The following is an 18,230-nucleotide window of genomic DNA, read 5'->3' on the forward strand; positions in this document are numbered from 1 at the left end:
ACCCGGCACCGGCATGTCGTAGGACCAGGAGAAGCTGCCCGAGTTGAGACTGGTAGACCAGGTCGCCGAGGCGGACAGCTCGCTCGCGGAGTAGTCCCCGTGCTCGCTGGAGGTACCGCCCGCAGCGGCCGTGGTGGCTGCCAGCAGGGTCGGTGCGGCACCCACCGTGGCGGTGGCGGTGAGCGTCGTCCCGCTGTTGCGCGCGTCGATGGTCCGACCGCTGCGGCACTTCGCGAGCTCCGGGGTCGTCGCGGCGCACGCGGGCAGCTGCACCAGCTTCAGCCGCGACGCGTACGCGCCGCCGTAAGCCTGCGCGAACGCGGAGGTGTCCACGCCGACGCCGACCTGGTCACCGGTGGCCGCGGGATCGCGGCGCACCGAGAACAGCAGCCCGTCGACACCGGCCTTCTGCGCCGCCTTCCGGTCCAGGACCTTGACCGTCGCGGCACCGGTCAGCGATTTGGCGTGCGCCTTGGCGGCCGGCGTGGTGAGGGAGACCGGAAGGTCTCCCACCCGCCGGGCGACCGCCTTGGCCCCCGGCTTCAACGTGACCGTCGCCGTCCCGGCGCGCGGCCAGGCGTGCCGGGGCGCCTTCGCCGGCACCCGGGGTTCGTCCTCCGTCCCACGCGGCAACGACTTCACACCGTGGCCCGTGAGCGCCTTCTCCGACGCCGGGACACCCGGCATGTCATCTGCCTGAGCCGTGGGCGTCACGGCCCCTTGCAGCAGGGTGCCCACCAGTGCCGCCGCTATGGTCACGGCGATTCTGTGGCGGGCTCGTCTACTCGTTGTCAAAACGGTTCCTTTCTCATTGTTTCCCGGCTTCGGTTTCCCGGTTGCGGACCGGAAGCCGAGGGCAGCGCCGTGTCGTTGGCCAGGGCCGCCATGTGCGTGTCCGTGGCCGCGCCCTCCATCACCCGGACGTCGCCGATCGCGCCTCGCCGGAATGCGATCCGGGTGCCGCAGCCGGTCTTGACGGGTCCGAACCATCGGCTGCAGGAGGACTTGTCGGCATCCGTGGGGGCGGACCAGTGGGCCCGCCCCCACGGCGGTGCGTTATTCGATGGCTCGACGACGGGTCCGTGGAAGGAGACCGCGGCCTGACCGTCGCCCTTGGCACATCGGATGATCTGGGCAGGTGAGGCCGCGGTCTGAAAGCGCTACTTCGTCTTCACAGCGCTGGTGTACATCCCTTTCACCGACTGTCCGTTGGTCACGGACCGGGGTTGGTGGCCAGTTCGGCGCCATTGGCCAGGGCGTCGATCTGGGCGTCCGTAGCCACGCCCTCCATCACCCAGACGTCGTCGATCGCGCCGGGCCAGTACTCGCCCCAGGTGCTGCTGCCGGTCTTAACGCGTCCGAGCTGCAGGCCCTTGGTGGCGTCGAAGGAGGTCACATTGGAGTTCCAGGAGACCTTTTCGGTGCAGGTGGGGACGTTGGGCGTGCCGTCGTCATCGTCGTCCGCGCACAGGGTCTGTCTGCGTAGGCCGTCCACGTACAGGCTCATCTGGTCGTTGAAGGCGTCGTAGACGACGGCCAGGTGGTTCCAGGACGTGTTGTTCTGGAAGTTGGTGTGCTCGGCGGACACGCTGGTGGCGGTGGTGGAGTCCGCGTCGGACATGACCAGTTGCCAGTGACCGCTGATCGAGTCGGTCTCACCCGCGGGTGGCGGGTCGGGCACATAGCGAACGACGAAACCGTTGTTGTTGACGCCCGCCTGGCTCAGCACCGTGACCGGCTGCTGAGGTCGTGCCGCGGTGGTCACCCACGCGGCGACCGTGAAGCCGGTGTTGGTGTGCATCGGCGAGGTGGCCGTCGCCGCGTAGTCGCCGTTGCCGTCGAGCAGCAGGCCGCCGCCGGTGCCGACATAGGTGCTGTTTCCGGAAACGTCCACCGCGGCGTTGCCGCCGAGGGTGAGCGGGTGCCGGTCGGCCGCCGTGGGCAGGTCGTCCGGGGAGGTCAGCGGGCTACCGGAAGCGGAGTCCAGCTTCCAGCGTCCCTTCACCAGGGGCCGGGTCTTGTACAACTCCCGCACCTCACCCGCGGACACCGGCCGGTCGTACAGTCGTACGTCGTCGATCTGGCCGGGGAAGAACGAGGTGGGCACGCCCTGGTACGCGCTGGCGCCGATCTGTACCGAGCCGCCGGCGTACCAGTGCACGACTGCAGGAACAACTCCACCGGGGATGAAGACCGCCGCCGGCATGACGCCCAAGCGGTGGGCACCTCGGTGAGCCCGAAGCTCTCCGGTGTGCGCGGCCGGCTCACCTGCCACTTGGTCGCCGTCGGCAAGGACGGCTCCCAGCAGACGGCCTCCAACTGGTCCGTGGACAAGGAGGGCTACGGCACCTCCGCCCGGCCCACGCCGCTGGAACTCGAAGACGCGGCGAGACTCCAGCCGCCGGACAACGACCATGTCGACGTGGTCACCACCCAAGGCCGGCGACTGGTATCGGTGGACGTCCGACACCACTGGCCCACGCCGCACAGGGACGGCTGAGGGGGTACACGCCAGAGATCGCGTGTACCCCCTCAGCCGTCCTGTCCGCTGTCGCGTCGCTCAGATCAGGAACGCCCTGGGCGAGGACGCCTGGGCGGCGGTGATCCGCCGGATCAGCAGCACGACCAGCACCGTGGCGATCACGCCGGCCACCTGGTCGTAGACCGTGTAACCGCCGCCCTGCCCGGTGACCCTGGCTGCGATCAACCCGCCCACCGTCTTGACCAGCCAGACCCCCCACCAGACATTCACCAGGACCGTACCGCCTACGACGCCACTCGCCCGCACGATGTCGGCGGCGACCCGGCGCGGTATCCACCACATGGCGACCGGGATGAACCACGCCCCGACGGCGAGCCCCAGACTGTACTTCTGGGTGCCCGGGGCCAGGATCTCCGCGTTCTCCCGGCAACGCCGGAACCACACCAGGAAGGCGATCGCCGACCCGACCGTCGTCAGCAGCAGCAGCGGCACCGCCATCCGGAACGCCGCGGTCCTCGTCCCCCCGGCCAGCCACAGCCCCAGCTGCGTCAGCGTGTACACGACGATCAACACCTGCGCGACCCGCGCGATCTTCCGCGGATCCGCCAGGGGCTCTTGCGGCGCGGTCGGCGCGGACTCCAGCTCCCCGGTGTCGTCGGCAGATGGTGCCTCCATGGGAACAGCCCTTCGCTTCAAGATCGCCAGCTGCTGATCACAGCGCCCCGGCGCCCACCGCGTCAACCCTCGTGGAGTCGTTTACCGCCATCCGCCCCGGACTTGGCCGATTCCCCGCGCGTGACGCTCCAGCCGGTCCGCCGAGATCACCGAGTGGCCGTCGACACACCACTCAAGCGACGTGACCGCGGGTATTCCTCTGAAGCGTGCCAGTTCCGATCGCTCCGTTCGGGTCCGCCGGGATGCTGGTTCAGCGATGTTCGCGGGTGGTGGTTGGTTCAGCGATGTTCGCGGGTTGTGGGAGGGCCGAAGAAATCCCCTCCGGGCGTTGAACCCCCCGTACCACGGCCCCGTTGTGGTCCTTCGAGGGCACCCCGCACCAACGGGGCAGCACGCGAACCCGAAGGAATCGCGCCGAGGGAAAGGACGCCCATGCCCGATCTCGTCCGCACCTGAGAAGAACCGCCGGCTCGCAGATCCCGACGGGGCCGACGAGAGGACAGAGGAGACGCGTACCGGATGAACGACGACATCACCGGCGGCGAGGAAGCGGAACAGGGCCCGCCCCCGTTCATCCTCTACCAGCAGGGTGACGACCTGACGACGGCTCAACGCAGCCTCGCCATCTGGGTGCACAACCTCCTGCTGCCGGTCTACGCCGGAGAGGAGTCGTCCCGCGCCCCGTGGTGCCCGCGCTGGTGGGAGCACCCCGACGCGATGGCCCACCTCTACGGCCTGTGGATGGCATGGCAGGAAATGACCTCCGCCAAGGCCGGCATGAACGGGCCCGCCATGTGGCACCGGGACTTCCTGGGACCGGCGATGACGTTTCTGCGCGACCCCTCGGGACCTTTCTCGGGCTGCAAACCCGGAAACCACCGACCGAAGCACCCGCCACGCGTCGACGTGTACGACGGCTGATCCAGATCCTGATCCCCACCAAATACCTTCCGAGCGCAGAAGAGAAGAGAAACCGGAATGGCACCGACACGCATCCTCGTTGTCTCCAACGAGAGTGGCATGGGGCTCGGCGGAGTGCCCGTGTTCAACCAGCTCCTCACCGAGGGGCTCGCGGCGAACGAGAACCACAAAGTGGACCTGCTCTATGTGACGGACAACGCGCAAAGCCACGGAGATGCGAAGGTTCACACAGTTCCCCCGGTGGAGGGGGAGGACAAGATAGAGACGATACTCAACGCGGCACGGCAGGATCCGACGGATTTCGGCCTCCCGCCCAAGGGAAATGGCCAGTACGACATCGTCATCGGACACAGCCGGTTCTCCGGACCTGCGGCGTCCGCCATGCAGTCTGCCTGGTATCCGGACGCCGTGCACATGAACTTTCTCCACACCTCTCCCGAGAAGCTGGAGCAGGCCAAGATCACCAATCCGGACGACCCGGGCATGGTGAAGATGCGGACGGAGGCAGGCCGGGTCAAGGCGCAGATCGAGAAGGAAATTCTCAGCAAGGCTCGCGTCGGTGTCGCTGTCGGCGGATCACTGGCCGAGGACATCCGGCGGCTTCAGGCGGAGACCGCGGGGGCCAAGAGCTGGCTCGATCTCATGCCCGGTGGCGAAACAGTCAAGACCTTCATCCCGCCCTCGCCGAAGGAACAGCTCAACGTTCTGCTGATGGGGCGCATGGATGACCCCATGAAGGGGGGCGGCGACGCCCTGGCGGCGGTGAAGCATCTCAACGACAACGGCAAGAACGTGCATCTCACCATCCGCGGCGCGAAGGAGGAAACGCTCGAGGCGACGCAGGCCTCTGCGGCCGAACTCGCCGGCGGCGCGGAAAGGGTCACCGTCAAGCCCTTCACCAAGGACAAGCAGGACCTTGTCGACGACATGCACGCCAACCATGTGGTGATCATGCCGTCCAAGACCGAGGGCTTCGGCCTGGTCGCCACGGAGGCCGCCGCGCACTGCATTCCGATCCTGGTGAACCGGGACAGTGGTGCGGCCAAGTTCCTCCAGGACCCCGAGCGCGGTGCGGCCCACCTGGGCAGGGACAGCGTGGTCATGACACCCGAGGATGTCTCGCAGCGGCACATCGCTTGGGCGGACGCCATCGAGAAGGTCTCGGACAACTGGGTGGACCGCAAGATCGGCGCCTATGAACTGCACAACGTGCTGAAGGGTTACACCTGGGAGCACGCCGGGACGGCCCTGGTCACAGCGGGAATGACGGCCAAGGACGGCAACGTGTTCGGCTCGAAGCAACTGCCGGGCGGCGATGTGAAGTTCATAGTCGATGCCGCGAGCCTCACCTCTCCGAACGCCACCACGGGGCAGTCGGGGAACAGCCATCCACCGGCGGCCCCCGTGCAGGGATCCCCCCAGCCCACCGCCAGACCGTCGGCGCTCTGAGCGGACCGGCCCGACGGGAGCGGGCCCGGCCGGCCCGGGCCGACGCGGGCACCGGTCCGGGTGCGCGGGAGGGGCAGTGGGAGGGGCAGCGGCAGCACCCAGGCGTACCCGGCCCGGTGTCCGGCAGCAGTCCACGCGACAGTCGGGCCACAAAGGCGCCCTGAACTGGCCAGACACATCGAAATGACCCATCAGAGAAACCGGCAGACCGTCACGAAGTTTCGAGGCTAGGCGTTGCTCCACCCGGTGGTGCTGGAATACGAGTCCAGCAGGTCCACCACGAAGACCAGGGTCGAGCCCGCCGGGATCAGCGGCGAGGGGGACTGATTGCCGTAGCCGAGACGCGGGGGAACGATGATCTCGCGCCGGCCGCCGACCTTCATCCCCCTCACCCCTCGGTCCCAGCCCTTGATGACCTTGCCGCCGCCCAGGGCGAACTTGAACGGCTGGCCCCTGTCCCAGGAGGCATCGAACTCCTTCCCGGACTCGAAGGTCACCCCGACATAGTGGACCCTGACCACCATGCCCGGCTTCACCTCAGCCCCGTCCCCGACGACCAGGTCCCGGAGGGTCAGCTCGGTAGGAGCGTCACCCTCCGGAACGTCGACCTCGGGCTTCGTCAGTTCACTCATTGCAGCCTCATCACGTTCCGTCGGAAACCGCCGCACGGACCAGCCGGACACCTGGACACTCCATGCGGCAGGTGATCACGCTACCGAGAATGCCGACCCCGGAGCACACCAGATCCAGCGGCCGCACGTGATGATCTTTCGCGCAGCCGACGAACGCGACCGGCACGCGCAGGTCACGCAGTAATCGCCAGAACGAGACGAGGCGCAGACGGCTGTCGGCACATTGCGAGACATGTCGACCGAACGCCTGCCACTTGGTCGCCGTCGGCAAGGACAGCTCCCAGCAGACGGCCTCCAACTGGTCCGTGGACAAGGAGGGCTACGGCACCTCCGCCCGGCCCACGCCGCTGGAACTCGAAGACGCGGCGAGATTCCAGCCGCCGGACAACCATGTCGACGTGGTCACCACCCAGGGCCGGCGACTGGTATCGGTGGACGTCCGACACGGCGGCGATCACGCCGGCCACCTGGTCGTAGACCGTGCAACCGCAGCCCTGCCCGGTGACCCGCGCGGCGATCACCCGCCCACCGTCTTGACTCTGAGTTTCCTCGTCGGTTTGCATCGGTTCGGGTGCCTCGCGGAACCTGGCCCCGTTTCTGGTCAAGGTGTGACGACCAGGCGGCCGTTGACGCCGCCGGCGGCGAGGTGGGCGAGTGCGGTGTTGACCTGGTCCAGCGGGTACTCCGTGTCGATGCAGCCGCGGAGCAGACCCTGGGCGGCCATGTCCATGACGGTCCGGGCGTCGGCGAGGGTGGCGCCGACGGAACCTCGGATCTCGGTTTCGCGGACGACGACATCGAGCACGTCCAGGGTGGCCGGCCTGCCCGTGTAGCCGACGAGGACCACCCGGCCGCGGGTCCGCGCCATGCGCACGGACTGCCCCGGAGTGTGCTCGTTGCCGACCGTGTCGATGACGGCGTGGCAGCCCTCGTGCCCGGTCGCCGCGAGCACCTGCTCGACAGGGTCACCGGCCAGCGGGTCGAGAGCATCGGCGGCGCCGAAGGCCAGGGCCTGCTTCCGGCTCGGTCCGTGCGGATCGATCGCGACGACCCGGGCCCCGTCGGCCACCGCGACCTGGATCACGGCCAGCCCGACACCGCCGGCTCCGACGACCGCGACGGTCTCGTCCCGGGCGACCCGGGCGACCGACCGCACCACGCGTACCGCGGTGGTGCCGGAACAACCGAGGACGGCGGCTTCCGCGAAGGACACGGAATCGGCGATCGGCACCAAGCTGCGGGAACGGGCCAGGTAGTACTCGCCGAGGCCGCCGTCGGAGTCGAAGCCGACCTTCGCCGCCGGACGCGGGCAGAGGTTCTCCGAACCCTCCGCACACCAGTCGCACCGGCCGCAGCCCTCGTAGTACGCCTTCCCCGTTCGCGGCCTCCACACCGTCGCCGATGTCACGTATCCGACCATCGCGGACACCGAGTCCCTCGTCGCCGAGGTCATCGACACCGTCGAGCGCCTGGCCGACCGGGCCACCCGCGCCTGAGGTCGAGCACGCGTCTTCCGTCCGGTTCCGGTCGTGGTGAACAGCGGTCGGGACCGGACGGGAGAAAGGCGCTCTCGCCGGGCCCGCCCAGGCAGCGGCGACGAGCGAGACCTGGTGCACGCCCCCGGCGCTCAACCAGCCGGTGCGATCGTGACCTTGACGTGTTTCATCAGGGGCTGGTCGCTCTGGACGCTGTAGTCGCCGATCGCGCACAGTACGTTCATCTCCGGCATGTAGCCGGCCGCGCAGCCGCGGGGGATGTCGTAGGGGATGGCCAGGTAGCCGTCGAGGTTGCGGTGGCTGCCGTCCTTGGCGGTGCTGACGATGTCGACCGGCGCGAACTCGGAGATGCCGCGTTCGCGCATGTCGTCCTCGTTCATGAAGACGAGGGTGCGCAGGTTCTTGATGCCCCGGTAGCGGTCGTTGTCGGAGTAGATCGTGGTGTTCCACTGGTCGTGGGACCGCATGGTGCCGAGCGCCAGGGTGCCGGGGGCGGGGACCACGTCGGGCAGCGGGGCCGCGGAGAACTCGGCCCGGCCGGACGGAGTGAGGAAGACCAGCTCGCGGGCGGGCTGTTTGATGCGGAAGCCGAGCGGCAGACGGACCCGGCGGTTGCAGTCCTCGAACCCGTCGAGGGCCCGGGCCATGGTGTCGCGGATGCGGTCGTAGTCCTCGATGTACCACTCCCACGGAGTGCCGCTGTCCGGAAGCGCGGCGCGCGCCATGCCGGCGACGATGGCGGGCTCGGACAGCAGGTGCTTCGAGGCGGGGCGCCTCATGCCGACGGACAGGTGGACCATGCTCATCGAGTCCTCGACCGACGTGCTCTGGATGCCGCCGCGCTGGTGGTCCTTCTCGGTCCGGCCCAGGCACGGCAGGATGAGCGCCCGCCGGCCGTGCACGAGGTGACTGCGGTTGAGCTTCGTGCTCACCTGGACCGTCAGGTCGCAGTTGCGCAGGGCCGCGTAGGTGTACGGGGTGTCGGGCGCGGCGAGGGCGAAGTTGCCGCCCATGCCGACGAACACCTTCACGTCTCCGCGGTGCATGGCCCGGATGGTGGCCACGGTGTCCATGCCGTGCTCGCGGGGCGGGTCGATCCCGCAGACCTCGGCCAGCCGGTCCAGGAACTCCTCGCCCGGCCGGTGGTCGATGCCGCACGTCCGGTTGCCCTGGACGTTGCTGTGGCCGCGCACCGGTGAGGGACCGGCGCCCTCGCGGCCCAGATTGCCGCGCAGCAGAAGGAGGTTGACGATCTCGCGCACGGTGTCGACGCCGTGTTCGTGCTGGCTGACACCGAGGCACCAGCTGATGATGGACCGGTCGGCGTCGCGGTACACCCGTGCCGCCTTGAGGATGCCGTCCCGGTCGATCCCGGACTGGAGCTCGATCTCGTCCCAGGACGTGGCCTCGCACACCGCACGGTACTTGTCGAAGTACGCCGTGTGGCGGTCGATGAACTCCTGGTCCAGGGCCTTGGGATCGGTGCCCGACTGCTCCAGGATCGCCTTGGCCATGCCGCGCAGGAGCGCCATGTCCCCGCCGATGCGCGGCTGGAGGTTCAGGGTGCTGGTCCGGGTGGACTTGAGGACGGCCATGTCCGTGAAGTCGTGCGGGACGATGGTGCGGGTGGCGGCCGCCTCGACCAGCGGGTTGATGTGCACGATCTGGGCGCCGCGGTGGTACGCCTCGGCCAGGGCGGTGAGCATCCTGGGCGCGTTGGACGCCGCGTTGACGCCCATGACGAACAGGGCGTCGGTGGCCTCCCAGTCCTTGAGGTCGGCAGTTCCCTTGCCGGTGCCCAGCGATGCCTGGAGCCCGCGACCGCTGGCCTCGTGGCACATGTTCGAGCAGTCGGGCAGGTTGTTCGTGCCCAGTTCGCGGGCCATCAACTGGTAGAGGAACGTGGCCTCGTTGCCGAGACGGCCGGAGGTGTAGAAGGAGGCCCGGTTCGGATCGTCGAGTTCCCGCAGGGTGCGGCCGACGAGTTCGAACGCGTCGCGCCAGCTGATCGGCACGTAGTGGTCCGACTCCGGGTCGTAGACCATGGGTTCGGTGAGCCGGCCCTGGTCCTCCAGGTCGTAGTCGGACCAGCCGGACAGCTCGGTCACCGAGTGCGCGGCGAAGAACGCGCGGCCGACCCGCTTGCCCGTCATCTCCCAGGTGACGTGCTTGATGCCGTTCTCGCAGATGTCCAGGTGCAGGCCCTTGATGTCGTCGGGCCACGCGCATCCGGGGCAGTCGAAGCCCGTGTTCTCGTGGTTCATGCGCATGATCGCGCGTGGGCCGTCCACGAGGGCGCGTCCGCGCACCAGGAACTGCCCCACGCTCTTGGCCGCACCCCAGCCGGCCGCAGGGTGATGGTAGGGGTGGAAGTCCGGTTCACCCCGGGGGGCGGGCCCCACTCGCGGTTCCCGCCCGTCCTGGCCGTTCTGGGATGCGTTCAAGAGTCTCACCGAGCCTAGGACTGCGGTCGTTTCCCGTGGTTCGCGGCGTGCTTGCGGCGCGCCTTCTTCTTCCGGCGTCGCTTCGAGGACATCGGGACCTCCCTCACTCGCAGGACTTCGAGAAGCGCATCGGGAAGCGCGTCAGGAAACGTCCTGAACTCCGGGCACCCACGATTCCATACATCACATTTCATCGCGATTCGACTCAATAACGCATCAAAATATGCAGATACTCTGATATCGCTCTTCTTCACCTCACATTTCGCCCCATCGAGGAGTAGGCATGCCCAGCGAACCAGCACCGATCAGCGAGGCTGCCCGGCAGGCTCTGGAGCAAGAACTCGGCGACCTCCACGCCGAGCGCGCCACGGTCGCGGCGACCTTGCGGGACTCCGACGCGGAGGTGGGCGACCACGCCGACGAAGCGGACGAGTTGCAGCGCGCCGACGATCTCCGGCGTCTGGACGACCGTGTCTCCGAGATCACCACGCGACTTGCGCAGGCGGACGTGGCGGGTCCGCCGCCCACCGACGTGGTCGGTGTGGGCAGCACGGTCACCGTCCGGTTCGCGGACGGCACGACGGACACGGTCCAGATCGGCGAGACCGCGGCCGTGTCGGACCGCACGCTCGTCACGGCCGACAGCCCGCTCGGGCGGGCTCTCCTCGGCCACCGGGCGGGCGACTCCGTGAACTTCCAGGCACCCGACGGACCGGAGAGCGCGGTCGTGGTCTCCCTGGGCTAGTCACCCGACCGTGCCGGGCGGCGCGTACGTGAACTCGTCGTCCGGCGCGGTCGATTGGGTCCTGCGGCGTCCGTGGTGCCTGCGTGCGTTCGCTCCTGCGGTGGGATCAGTCCCCGTAGCTGGAGGGCGGGTAGGGGTCCCGGGTCCGCCGGGTGAAGTTGCCCGTCGGGATCCGGCCGGCGCCCACCTCGAGATCGATCTCCACCCGCTCGCGCCGGTAATCGGCCTCGGGGTCCTCCAGGGGACCGCCCAGCAGACCGGCTTCCCGCCGCTCACGGACCGTACGCGCGTGGAGTTCGTCATCGTCGGAGCGCAGGGGCATTCCCCTGTTGTGGGCGTGCTCCGGATCGCCTTCGACAGCCCGGTTGGACTTGTGGTGCGTCATGCGCAGCCTCCTCAAACGACTACCCGGCGTTCGCGCGCCCGGGTACGTCTTCGGTGTCAGGAGTCCTCCGTCCCGTCCTTCGTCGTACGGTGGTCACTCGTACGGTGGTCACTCGTCCTGTGTGTCGGCGGCGGCCTTGCCGCTCCCCCGTTCCGCCCCGGCGGCGCCGCCCCGGGTGTCGCCGCCCGGGGCGCCCTTGCGCACGGTGCAGTGGACGGAGCCGTCCCGGTCGTCGGCGACGATCGTGTCGCCGGGTTCGGCCTCGCCACCGAGCAGGAGCTCCGCGATCCTGTTGTCGAGTTCTGTCTGGATCGTGCGCCTCAACGGGCGTGCGCCGAACTCCGGTTGGTGGCCGTGGGCGATCAGCAGCTTCTTGGCCGCCTCCGTCACCTCCAGCCTCATGCCCTGCGCGTGCACCCGGCGTCCGCTCCGCTCGAGCAGATGCTCGACGATCTGCGCCAGATCGCCCTCGTTCAGGCTGTGGAAGATGATGATGTCGTCGATCCGGTTGAGGAACTCGGGCAGGAACCGGGTCCGCAGCTCGTCCATCAACACGTCCTTGAGATCGGACACTTCTCCCTTGTGGTCCAGGATGCGATGGGCGCCGATGTTGGACGTCATGATGACGACGCAGTGCCGGAAGTCGACGGTGCGGCCCTGGCCGTCCGTGAGCCGTCCGTCGTCGAGGATCTGGAGCAGTGTGTTGAAGACGTCCGGGTGCGCCTTCTCCACCTCGTCGAACAGCACGACGCTGTACGGCTGTCTGCGGACCTTCTCGGTGAGCTGGCCCGCCTCGTCGTAACCGACGTAGCCCGGAGGCGCTCCGACCAGACGCGCGACCGTGTGCTTCTCCTGGAACTCGCTCATGTCGAAGCGGATCATGCGGCTCTCGTCGCCGAAGAGCAGCTCCGCGAGGGTCTTGGCCAGCTCCGTCTTGCCCACGCCGGTGGGGCCGAGGAAGAGGAAGGAACCCACGGGACGGTTCGGGTCGCCCATGCCGGCCCTGTTGCGGCGTACCGCCTGCGAGACGGCGGTGACCGCCTCGTCCTGGCCGACGATCCGGGCGTGCATCTCCTCCTCCAGCTTGAGGAGCTTCTCCTTCTCGCTGGCGGTGAGTTGGGACACCGGGATTCCGGTGCGCCGGGAGACGATGTCCGCGATGTCGCGGGCGGTCACGGAGACGACACCGGCGCGCCGCTCCTCGATGCCCGCGAGTTCGCCCTCGGTCTCGGCGATCCGCCCCTTGAGCTGTCCCGCCCTCTCGAAGTCCTCGGCGGCGACGGCCTGGTCGCGTTCCCGGCGCAGTTTCGCGATGCGGTCCTCGCGTTCGGCGACCTCGGTCGAGCGCGAGGCACCGCGCAGCCGGACCCGCGCGCCCGCCTGGTCCATCACGTCGATCGCCTTGTCGGGCAGGAACCGGTCGCTGATGTACCGGTCGGACAGTTCCGCCGCTGCGGCGAGGGCGCCGTCGGCGAAACGGACCTGGTGGTGTGCCTCGTACGCGTCGCGCAGGCCCTCCAGGATCTGCACGGTCTCCTCGACCGTCGGCTCCGGGACCAGCACCGGCTGGAAGCGCCGTTCGAGCGCGGCGTCCTTCTCGACGTACCTGCGGTACTCGTCGATGGTCGTCGCGCCCACCACGTGCAGTTCCCCGCGGGCGAGAGCGGGTTTGAGCATGTTGCCGGCGTCCATCGAGCCCTCGCCCGTCGCGCCCGCGCCGACGACCGTGTGCAGTTCGTCGATGAAGAGGACGATCTCTCCGTCCGATGCCTGGACGTCCTCGATGACCTTCTTCAGCCGCTCCTCGAACTGCCCGCGGTACTGGGCACCCGCCACCATGCCGGACAGATCGAGGGAGACGACCCGCTTGCCCTTCAGGGTGTCGGGGACGTCTCCGGACACGATGCGCTGCGCGAGTCCCTCGACGATCGCGGTCTTGCCGACGCCCGGCTCGCCGATGAGCACGGGGTTGTTCTTGGACCGTCGCGAGAGGATCTCGATGGTCTGCTCGATCTGCTCGGCCCGTCCGACGACCGGGTCGAGCCGCCCGGCCTTCGCCTCTTCCGTCAGGTCCCGTCCGAACTCGTCGAGGGTCGTGGCGGGCTTGTCGGGATCAGAGGGACGGCTGTCCGGGCGGGCCGTCCGTTCCGTGAGTCCCGCCAGTTTCTGCGCGTCCTGTCCGTCGGCGCGCAGGAGCCGGGCGGCACCGGTGTCGGCGTCGCCCAGCAGGGCGCCGAGAATGTGCTCGGGGCCGATGTAGGACACTCCGGCCGCCTGTGAGCGGGCGTACGCGGCGGCGAGGGTGCGCTTGGCCGCCGGGGTGAGGCCCGGTTCGGAGGACGGTTCGCTGGTCTCCCGGGGAAGCACCTCGGCCAGCTGGGCCGCGAGGGCGTCGGGATCCACCTCCGCGCGGACCAGCAGCGAGCGCGCGGGCTCCACCTTCGTGGCGGCCCACAGCAGATGCTCCGTGTCGAGATCGGAGGACCCGTCCTGCAGCGTCCGCTGCACGGCCAGGTTGAGAAGCTCCTGCGAGGACTCTGTCAGCAGCCGTCCGATGGGCACCCGCTGCACCGCCGGTGGCGAGGACGCGGGTGACATCCCGAAGAAGCGGTTCAGCAGTTCTCCGAAGGGATCGGACGAGCCGAAACCGTAGGACGACATCGACATGGGCAGCTCCCGGTGCGACGATGAGTCCTTTCCACCATTTCGCGGCGCCTATTGCTCCGCAACCGGAGCGGCCGTCTGCGCCACGAGGGTCCTGGCCTGCGGTGTTTCCCTGGGGAGGGCGGAACTCCCCGAGGGAAAGGGCGCGTTGACGGGCGTCGGAGAACAGGGCCGGCGGCCGGGGCGGAACCCTGCCGAGCGCCGCGCGCCCGGCGAGGTCAGACCCGGTCCGTGCCCGGGTCGGTCCACGGGTCGAGTGCCACCACGGCTTCGTCCGTGTGGACCAGGAACGTCAGCGTCTGGCGGAAGTACAGGTCGATGCCGGTGGCGTCGTGGGTCGCGTAGCCGATGGCCAGATCCTCGCCGAGCCGCAGTTCGTAGTCGCCGCCCCGGGTGGTGAGCAGGAAGGCCCCCTCCATGGCGGGCGCCCAGATCAGCCGGCCGTCGAGGATCCGGCCGAGGTGGGCGGCGACGGGGTAGCCGTGGTCGGAGGTCTCGCTGACCGCCGTGTACGCCTCCGCGCCCAGCAGCAGCGCGTACGGTCCCTGCACACCTGCCAGCCGGAGGGTGCTCAGGGCATGGCTGACGGCGTCCGGGAAGTCGCGCGGCTCCGCGGGAAGCCGGAGCACCGGGTTGGAGGTGCGGGCACGGAGACCGTCGATACCGGCCGCCGCGTACCCGTTGAACACGGTCTGGTCCTCGGCGAACGCCATGATGCGGGCGGCGTCCTTGACCGGCTGCCAGTCGGAGTCCTTGGCGCCCCGGTCCACGTCGTCGACGGCGGCGCGGCTCACCCTGAACGGCACCGTCAGCTCGACCAGGGGCTGTACCTGGCGCAGCCGCGCGGCGACGCCGGGTGACGGCCCGTCGATGCCGGACAGATGACCGGTCCCGACGGCGGCGAGTCCGGGGCCGTCGGGGCCCGAGACGTCCACGACGCGCCGTCCGGCGAGGTTGCGGCGGAAGGTGCGGCGCGCCTCGTCCTCGATCTCGTTCCACGCGGCGGGCGTGATGGGGGCGAGTTCGCGGTGCAGATTGCCGGCGCTGGAGTCGGGAACGGGGGCGATGGCGATGTCGTCGGACGTGGTCATGGTCGGACTCCTTTGAGGCTGCCGATCCCCAGTGAGCCGTCCGCCGCCGCCCGCTCGCCGGACGCTGTGGGGAGCTCCGCCGGCCGCTCGTCCGCGGCCCGCTCGCCCGGGGCGGCGGGGAGTTCGTCGAGGAAGTCGACGGTCGGCACGTGGAAGAGGCATCCGGTGATCGCGGTCGAGAAGTCGAGGATGCGGTCGTGCGGGGCGCTGCCGTCTCCGAGGAACATGTTCCGCAGCATCTGCTCGGTCACCTCGGGGGTGCGGGCGTAGCCGATGAAGTAGGTGCCGAACTCGCCCTCTCCCAGGGTGCCGAACGGCATGTTCTCCCGCACGATCTTGCGTTCGGCGCCGTCCTCGCCGGTGATGGTGTTGAGCGCGACGTGGGAGTCGGCCGGCTTGACGTCGTCGGGGAGTTCGACGTTGGCGAGCTTCGTACGCCCGATGACCTTCTCCTGCTCGTCCGACGGCAGCGCGTTCCAGGTCCGCAGGTCGTGCAGGTACTTCTGGACGATCACGTAACTGCCGCCCTCGAAGGCGGGGTCCTCGTCGCCGACGATCACGGCGTCCGCGGCCGGCCGGCCTTCGGGGTTCTCGCTGCCGTCGACGAAACCGAGCAGGTCGCGGTCGTCGAAGTACTTGAATCCATGGACTTCGTCGACGACGGTGACCGCGCCGTCGAGTCGTTCCACGATCAGCCGGGCGAGTTCGAAGCAGAGGTCCGTGCGGCGGGCCCGGAGATGGAACAGGAGGTCTCCCGGCGTGGACGGGGCCCGGTGGCGCTTGCCCGCCAACTCCACGAACGGGTGCAGCTGTTGGGGGCGGGGCCCGCTGAACAGCCGGTCCCAGGCCGCCGATCCGATGCCGACGACACAGCCGAGATCGCCACCGGGTGCCCGGAAGGCGACGGAACGGCGCAGTCCCGAGACATCCTCCAGCAGGCCCCGGACCGTGCCCTCGTGCCCCGGCGTGACGGTGACCACCAGGAACACGGTGGCCCCGGCCGGTCGGGAGACCACAGCCTGTGGCTCGGCCAAGAGTCGGCCTCCTCGTGATTCATGGGACGCGGAGGTGTCCGTCGGTGCGGACCGGTCGGTTCTCCTTCCCATCCTGCTTCGTCCCGGGGCAAACCGCACCAGAGCCGGGCGCGCCTCAGGTGCCGTCAGCCGCTCACGATCCCCACGACGACGTTGATGGCCGTGGCGAGGATGCTGGTGCCGAACACGTACGACAGGAGGGAGTGCCTCAGCACGATCGAGCGGATCTTCGGACTCGAGACGTCGGTGTCGGACACCTGGTAGGTCATTCCGAGGTTGTAGCTGAAGTAGAAGAAGTCGCGGTAGGCCGGTGGGTCGTCCGTGTTGAAGTCGATGCCGCCGTTGGCGTCGTAGTACACGTAGGCGTACCGGGTCGCGTACATCAGATGCAGGGCGGCCCAGGCCAGGAAGACCCCGCACAGAGCGGTCACGGCGGCGGCGTGGCCGTCGTCGGCCCTGCCGCCGCGCAGGAGCAGCAGCGCGATGGTGAACAGCCCGCACAGGGCGACCGCGACCACCACGAGTTCGTCGGCCAGCGGCCGGAAGTCCTCGCGTCGCGCGTTGTCGCGGGTGGCCGCGGCCGTCATCGGCCACAGCACCGCCCAGCCCGCCAGGACGAAGAACAGTTCCGTGGCGGCGATCCCGGCCAGCAGGCCGAGGAAGACATCGGTCCCCACGCCCACGGCCGCCCCCACCACGGCACCGAGGACCACCGCGCCGGTCAGGCGCGGCACGGCGTCCAGGGGCAGACCCGGCAGTCTCGTCCTCATACACCGTCACGGTATCCGCGCGAACGCCGGTCGGCCCGACGGAACCCGTCGCCCACGGGGAGGGCCCGAATTCCTTGCCCCGTCGGAGGGAGCGCGGCGCCGGATCGCACGGTGAGGCGGCGGGTCACACGGAGAACAGCAGGCAACTGCTGGTGGTGTGGGCGAGCAGCCGGTCGGCCGCGTCGAAGAGCTCCGCCTGGGCGAGGGCCGTACGGCGGCCACTGCTGAGGACGGTGCCGACCGCGCGGACCTCACCGGTGTCCACGGTGATCGGCCGCAGGAACTTCACGTTCAGGTCGAGCGAGGTGTATCCGGTGCCCCGGGGCAGCACGGACTGCACCGCGCAGCCCGCCGCGGAGTCGAGCAGGGTGGCGTAGACGCCCCCGTGGACGCTTCCGATGGGGTTGTAGTGCTCCTCCCCCGGGACCAGGGCGAAGACCACCCGGCCGTGCTCGACCTCTTCGAGGGTCATGCCGAGGGTCGCCGTGATCGGTGGTGCGGGGAGCCGCCCGGCCCGCACCGCGCGGAGGAAGTCGAGACCGCTGTACTCGCCGACGGCGGCTGCGGAGACGGCCGGGTCCTGCCAGTCGTACGTACGAGACCTGCCCATGGTTCTCCCACTCTCCCCGCTCCTCGGTGGCCCGGCTCCGTGACCTGACTCTGTTTTTCGAAGCTAGGCGGTCCTCCACCTGGCTGTCAATCTCACAGTCAGCCTACGATGGTGCGCATGACGTGGCTCGACACAAGTACCGAGAACTGCACGGTCCAGCGGACACTCGACCTGGTCGGCGAGAAGTGGTCGATGCTGGTCCTGCGGGACGCCATGAACGGTGTACGCCGCTTCGACGATTTCCGGCGGCACGTCGGGCTCTCCGAGAGCGTGCTGGCGGACCGGCTGAGGAAGCTGGTCGCGGCCCGGATCCTGGACACCGTTCCGTACAGCGAGCCCGGCAGCCGCACGCGCTACGAGTACCGGCTCACCCGCAAGGGCTGGGAGCTGTGGCCCGCCATGATCGCCCTCAAACAGTGGGGCGACCGCTACACGGCGGATCCCGAAGGGCCGCCCCTGGAGGTCGTGCACGCGGACTGCGGCGAGCAGGTGCACACGGTGGTCGTGTGCGACGCGGGGCACGGCGCGCTGATTCCGCCGGAGGCACGCACCCGCCCCGGCCCCTCGGCGCGGCACGCGGACCCCGCCGTCGACCGACCGGCGTCCGGAGGGGGAACCGACCGGTAAGCGGCCAGGACACGGGCCGGGACACCGGCCGCCTCGTGGTGCGGGAGCCCGGCTCGTGACAGCGTGACCCCATACGGGCCGTCCCTGCGCGTCGGCCGTGTGTGTCCGCGCTGCACGGACGCATGGTCCGCGCGACGGGGGGAACGGGTGTGCCACCGGTCGCGGTGGCACCGAGGCCACGCAGGGTCCCCGTGACTCGGGGAAC

At 69.4% G+C, this 18,230-nt stretch carries 18 protein-coding genes; 6 read left to right on the top strand and 12 right to left on the bottom strand.

What is annotated here, in order from left to right:
- Positions 1–133 precede the first annotated feature (133 nt).
- On the top strand, positions 134–307 hold the full coding sequence (locus ACIQRL_RS14255; protein ID WP_401331309.1) for a hypothetical protein: 174 nt from the start codon (positions 134–136) through the stop codon (positions 305–307).
- Between the two features lie 906 nt (positions 308–1,213).
- Here the strand turns inward: ACIQRL_RS14255 and ACIQRL_RS14260 are convergent.
- Complete coding sequence (locus tag ACIQRL_RS14260) at positions 1,214–2,206, bottom strand: LamG-like jellyroll fold domain-containing protein (RefSeq protein ID WP_401331745.1); 993 nt, start codon at positions 2,204–2,206, stop codon at positions 1,214–1,216.
- Positions 2,207–2,218: 12 nt separating this feature from the next.
- Here ACIQRL_RS14260 and ACIQRL_RS14265 point away from each other — a divergent pair, with 12 nt between their 5' ends.
- Entirely contained in the window at positions 2,219–2,500 is a 282-nt protein-coding gene (locus ACIQRL_RS14265) for a hypothetical protein (RefSeq protein WP_401331311.1), read from the top strand.
- A gap of 60 nt (positions 2,501–2,560) precedes the next feature.
- Here ACIQRL_RS14265 and ACIQRL_RS14270 read toward each other — a convergent pair whose 3' ends face one another.
- On the bottom strand, positions 2,561–3,157 hold the full coding sequence (locus ACIQRL_RS14270; RefSeq protein ID WP_401331313.1) for a DUF4328 domain-containing protein: 597 nt from the start codon (positions 3,155–3,157) through the stop codon (positions 2,561–2,563).
- A gap of 519 nt (positions 3,158–3,676) precedes the next feature.
- Between ACIQRL_RS14270 and ACIQRL_RS14275 the strand changes: the two genes are divergently transcribed.
- Together ACIQRL_RS14275 and ACIQRL_RS14280 are read left to right on the top strand one after the other, a co-directional pair.
- Entirely contained in the window at positions 3,677–4,078 is a 402-nt protein-coding gene (locus tag ACIQRL_RS14275) for a DUF4913 domain-containing protein (RefSeq protein WP_401331315.1), read from the top strand.
- 57 nt (positions 4,079–4,135) lie between these two features.
- Positions 4,136–5,527: a glycosyltransferase family 4 protein gene (locus ACIQRL_RS14280; protein WP_401331317.1), complete on the top strand. Its 1,392-nt coding sequence runs from the start codon at positions 4,136–4,138 to the stop codon at positions 5,525–5,527.
- Between the two features lie 227 nt (positions 5,528–5,754).
- Here the strand turns inward: ACIQRL_RS14280 and ACIQRL_RS14285 are convergent, their stop codons facing one another.
- From ACIQRL_RS14285 to ACIQRL_RS14300, 4 genes are all read right to left on the bottom strand, one after another.
- Positions 5,755–6,159 (bottom strand): FKBP-type peptidyl-prolyl cis-trans isomerase, encoded by a 405-nt coding sequence (locus ACIQRL_RS14285; RefSeq protein ID WP_401331319.1) that lies wholly within the window; start codon positions 6,157–6,159, stop codon positions 5,755–5,757.
- 10 nt (positions 6,160–6,169) lie between these two features.
- On the bottom strand, positions 6,170–6,472 hold the full coding sequence (locus ACIQRL_RS14290) for a hypothetical protein (protein ID WP_401331321.1): 303 nt from the start codon (positions 6,470–6,472) through the stop codon (positions 6,170–6,172).
- A gap of 288 nt (positions 6,473–6,760) precedes the next feature.
- Positions 6,761–7,612: an alcohol dehydrogenase catalytic domain-containing protein gene (locus tag ACIQRL_RS14295; protein WP_401331323.1), complete on the bottom strand. Its 852-nt coding sequence runs from the start codon at positions 7,610–7,612 to the stop codon at positions 6,761–6,763.
- A 174-nt stretch (positions 7,613–7,786) separates the two neighbouring features.
- Positions 7,787–10,099 carry an FdhF/YdeP family oxidoreductase gene (locus ACIQRL_RS14300; RefSeq protein WP_401331325.1) on the bottom strand — a complete coding sequence of 771 codons (2,313 nt, stop codon included), beginning with the start codon at positions 10,097–10,099 and terminating at the stop codon, positions 7,787–7,789.
- 283 nt (positions 10,100–10,382) lie between these two features.
- Between ACIQRL_RS14300 and ACIQRL_RS14305 the strand changes: the two genes are divergently transcribed.
- Positions 10,383–10,844: a GreA/GreB family elongation factor gene (locus ACIQRL_RS14305; protein ID WP_401331327.1), complete on the top strand. Its 462-nt coding sequence runs from the start codon at positions 10,383–10,385 to the stop codon at positions 10,842–10,844.
- Positions 10,845–10,950: 106 nt separating this feature from the next.
- Here the strand turns inward: ACIQRL_RS14305 and ACIQRL_RS14310 are convergent, their stop codons facing one another.
- The 6 genes from ACIQRL_RS14310 to ACIQRL_RS14335 all read right to left on the bottom strand — a co-directional run bounded on the left by ACIQRL_RS14310 (position 10,951) and on the right by ACIQRL_RS14335 (position 17,398).
- Positions 10,951–11,229, bottom strand: coding sequence for a hypothetical protein (locus tag ACIQRL_RS14310; RefSeq protein WP_401331329.1), 279 nt, complete (start codon positions 11,227–11,229; stop codon positions 10,951–10,953).
- Positions 11,230–11,337: 108 nt separating this feature from the next.
- Positions 11,338–13,896, bottom strand: a complete 2,559-nt coding sequence (locus ACIQRL_RS14315; protein WP_401331331.1) for an ATP-dependent Clp protease ATP-binding subunit — start codon at positions 13,894–13,896, stop codon at positions 11,338–11,340.
- A gap of 215 nt (positions 13,897–14,111) precedes the next feature.
- The gene (locus ACIQRL_RS14320; protein ID WP_401331333.1) at positions 14,112–14,984 is read right to left on the bottom strand and encodes a family 1 encapsulin nanocompartment shell protein; all 873 of its coding nucleotides are present in this window, start codon (positions 14,982–14,984) and stop codon (positions 14,112–14,114) included.
- The gene (locus ACIQRL_RS14325; protein ID WP_401331335.1) at positions 14,981–16,018 is read right to left on the bottom strand and encodes a Dyp-type peroxidase; all 1,038 of its coding nucleotides are present in this window, start codon (positions 16,016–16,018) and stop codon (positions 14,981–14,983) included. The genes ACIQRL_RS14320 and ACIQRL_RS14325 overlap by 4 nt, the downstream gene beginning before the upstream one ends.
- Positions 16,019–16,143: 125 nt before the next feature.
- On the bottom strand, positions 16,144–16,788 hold the full coding sequence (locus ACIQRL_RS14330; protein ID WP_401331337.1) for a DUF1345 domain-containing protein: 645 nt from the start codon (positions 16,786–16,788) through the stop codon (positions 16,144–16,146).
- 124 nt (positions 16,789–16,912) lie between these two features.
- On the bottom strand, positions 16,913–17,398 hold the full coding sequence (locus tag ACIQRL_RS14335) for a PaaI family thioesterase (RefSeq protein ID WP_401331339.1): 486 nt from the start codon (positions 17,396–17,398) through the stop codon (positions 16,913–16,915).
- Between the two features lie 117 nt (positions 17,399–17,515).
- On the opposite strand from ACIQRL_RS14335, the gene ACIQRL_RS14340 reads away from it, so the two are divergent.
- A complete protein-coding gene (locus ACIQRL_RS14340; RefSeq protein ID WP_401331341.1) occupies positions 17,516–18,025 on the top strand; it encodes a winged helix-turn-helix transcriptional regulator in 510 nt (169 codons plus the stop codon).
- Positions 18,026–18,230 lie beyond the last annotated feature (205 nt).

Origin of the sequence: Streptomyces sp. NPDC091209, from assembly GCF_044757755.1 — a bacterium.
Lineage (GTDB): Bacteria > Actinomycetota > Actinomycetes > Streptomycetales > Streptomycetaceae > Streptomyces.

Bases quoted from the DNA above. Each gene is read 5' to 3' on its own strand.
- ACIQRL_RS14260 (WP_401331745.1), bottom strand. From the start codon at position 2,206: ATGCCGGCGGCGGTCTTCATCCCCGGTGGAGTTGTTCCTGCAGTCGTG.
- ACIQRL_RS14270 (WP_401331313.1), bottom strand. From the start codon at position 3,157: ATGGAGGCACCATCTGCCGACGACACCGGGGAGCTGGAGTCCGCGCCG.
- ACIQRL_RS14275 (WP_401331315.1), top strand. From the start codon at position 3,677: ATGAACGACGACATCACCGGCGGCGAGGAAGCGGAACAGGGCCCGCCC.
- ACIQRL_RS14280 (WP_401331317.1), top strand. From the start codon at position 4,136: ATGGCACCGACACGCATCCTCGTTGTCTCCAACGAGAGTGGCATGGGG.
- ACIQRL_RS14285 (WP_401331319.1), bottom strand. From the start codon at position 6,159: ATGAGTGAACTGACGAAGCCCGAGGTCGACGTTCCGGAGGGTGACGCT.
- ACIQRL_RS14295 (WP_401331323.1), bottom strand. From the start codon at position 7,612: ATGACCTCGGCGACGAGGGACTCGGTGTCCGCGATGGTCGGATACGTG.
- ACIQRL_RS14305 (WP_401331327.1), top strand. From the start codon at position 10,383: ATGCCCAGCGAACCAGCACCGATCAGCGAGGCTGCCCGGCAGGCTCTG.
- ACIQRL_RS14310 (WP_401331329.1), bottom strand. From the start codon at position 11,229: ATGACGCACCACAAGTCCAACCGGGCTGTCGAAGGCGATCCGGAGCAC.
- ACIQRL_RS14315 (WP_401331331.1), bottom strand. From the start codon at position 13,896: ATGTCGATGTCGTCCTACGGTTTCGGCTCGTCCGATCCCTTCGGAGAA.
- ACIQRL_RS14320 (WP_401331333.1), bottom strand. From the start codon at position 14,984: ATGACCACGTCCGACGACATCGCCATCGCCCCCGTTCCCGACTCCAGC.
- ACIQRL_RS14330 (WP_401331337.1), bottom strand. From the start codon at position 16,788: ATGAGGACGAGACTGCCGGGTCTGCCCCTGGACGCCGTGCCGCGCCTG.
- ACIQRL_RS14335 (WP_401331339.1), bottom strand. From the start codon at position 17,398: ATGGGCAGGTCTCGTACGTACGACTGGCAGGACCCGGCCGTCTCCGCA.
- ACIQRL_RS14340 (WP_401331341.1), top strand. From the start codon at position 17,516: ATGACGTGGCTCGACACAAGTACCGAGAACTGCACGGTCCAGCGGACA.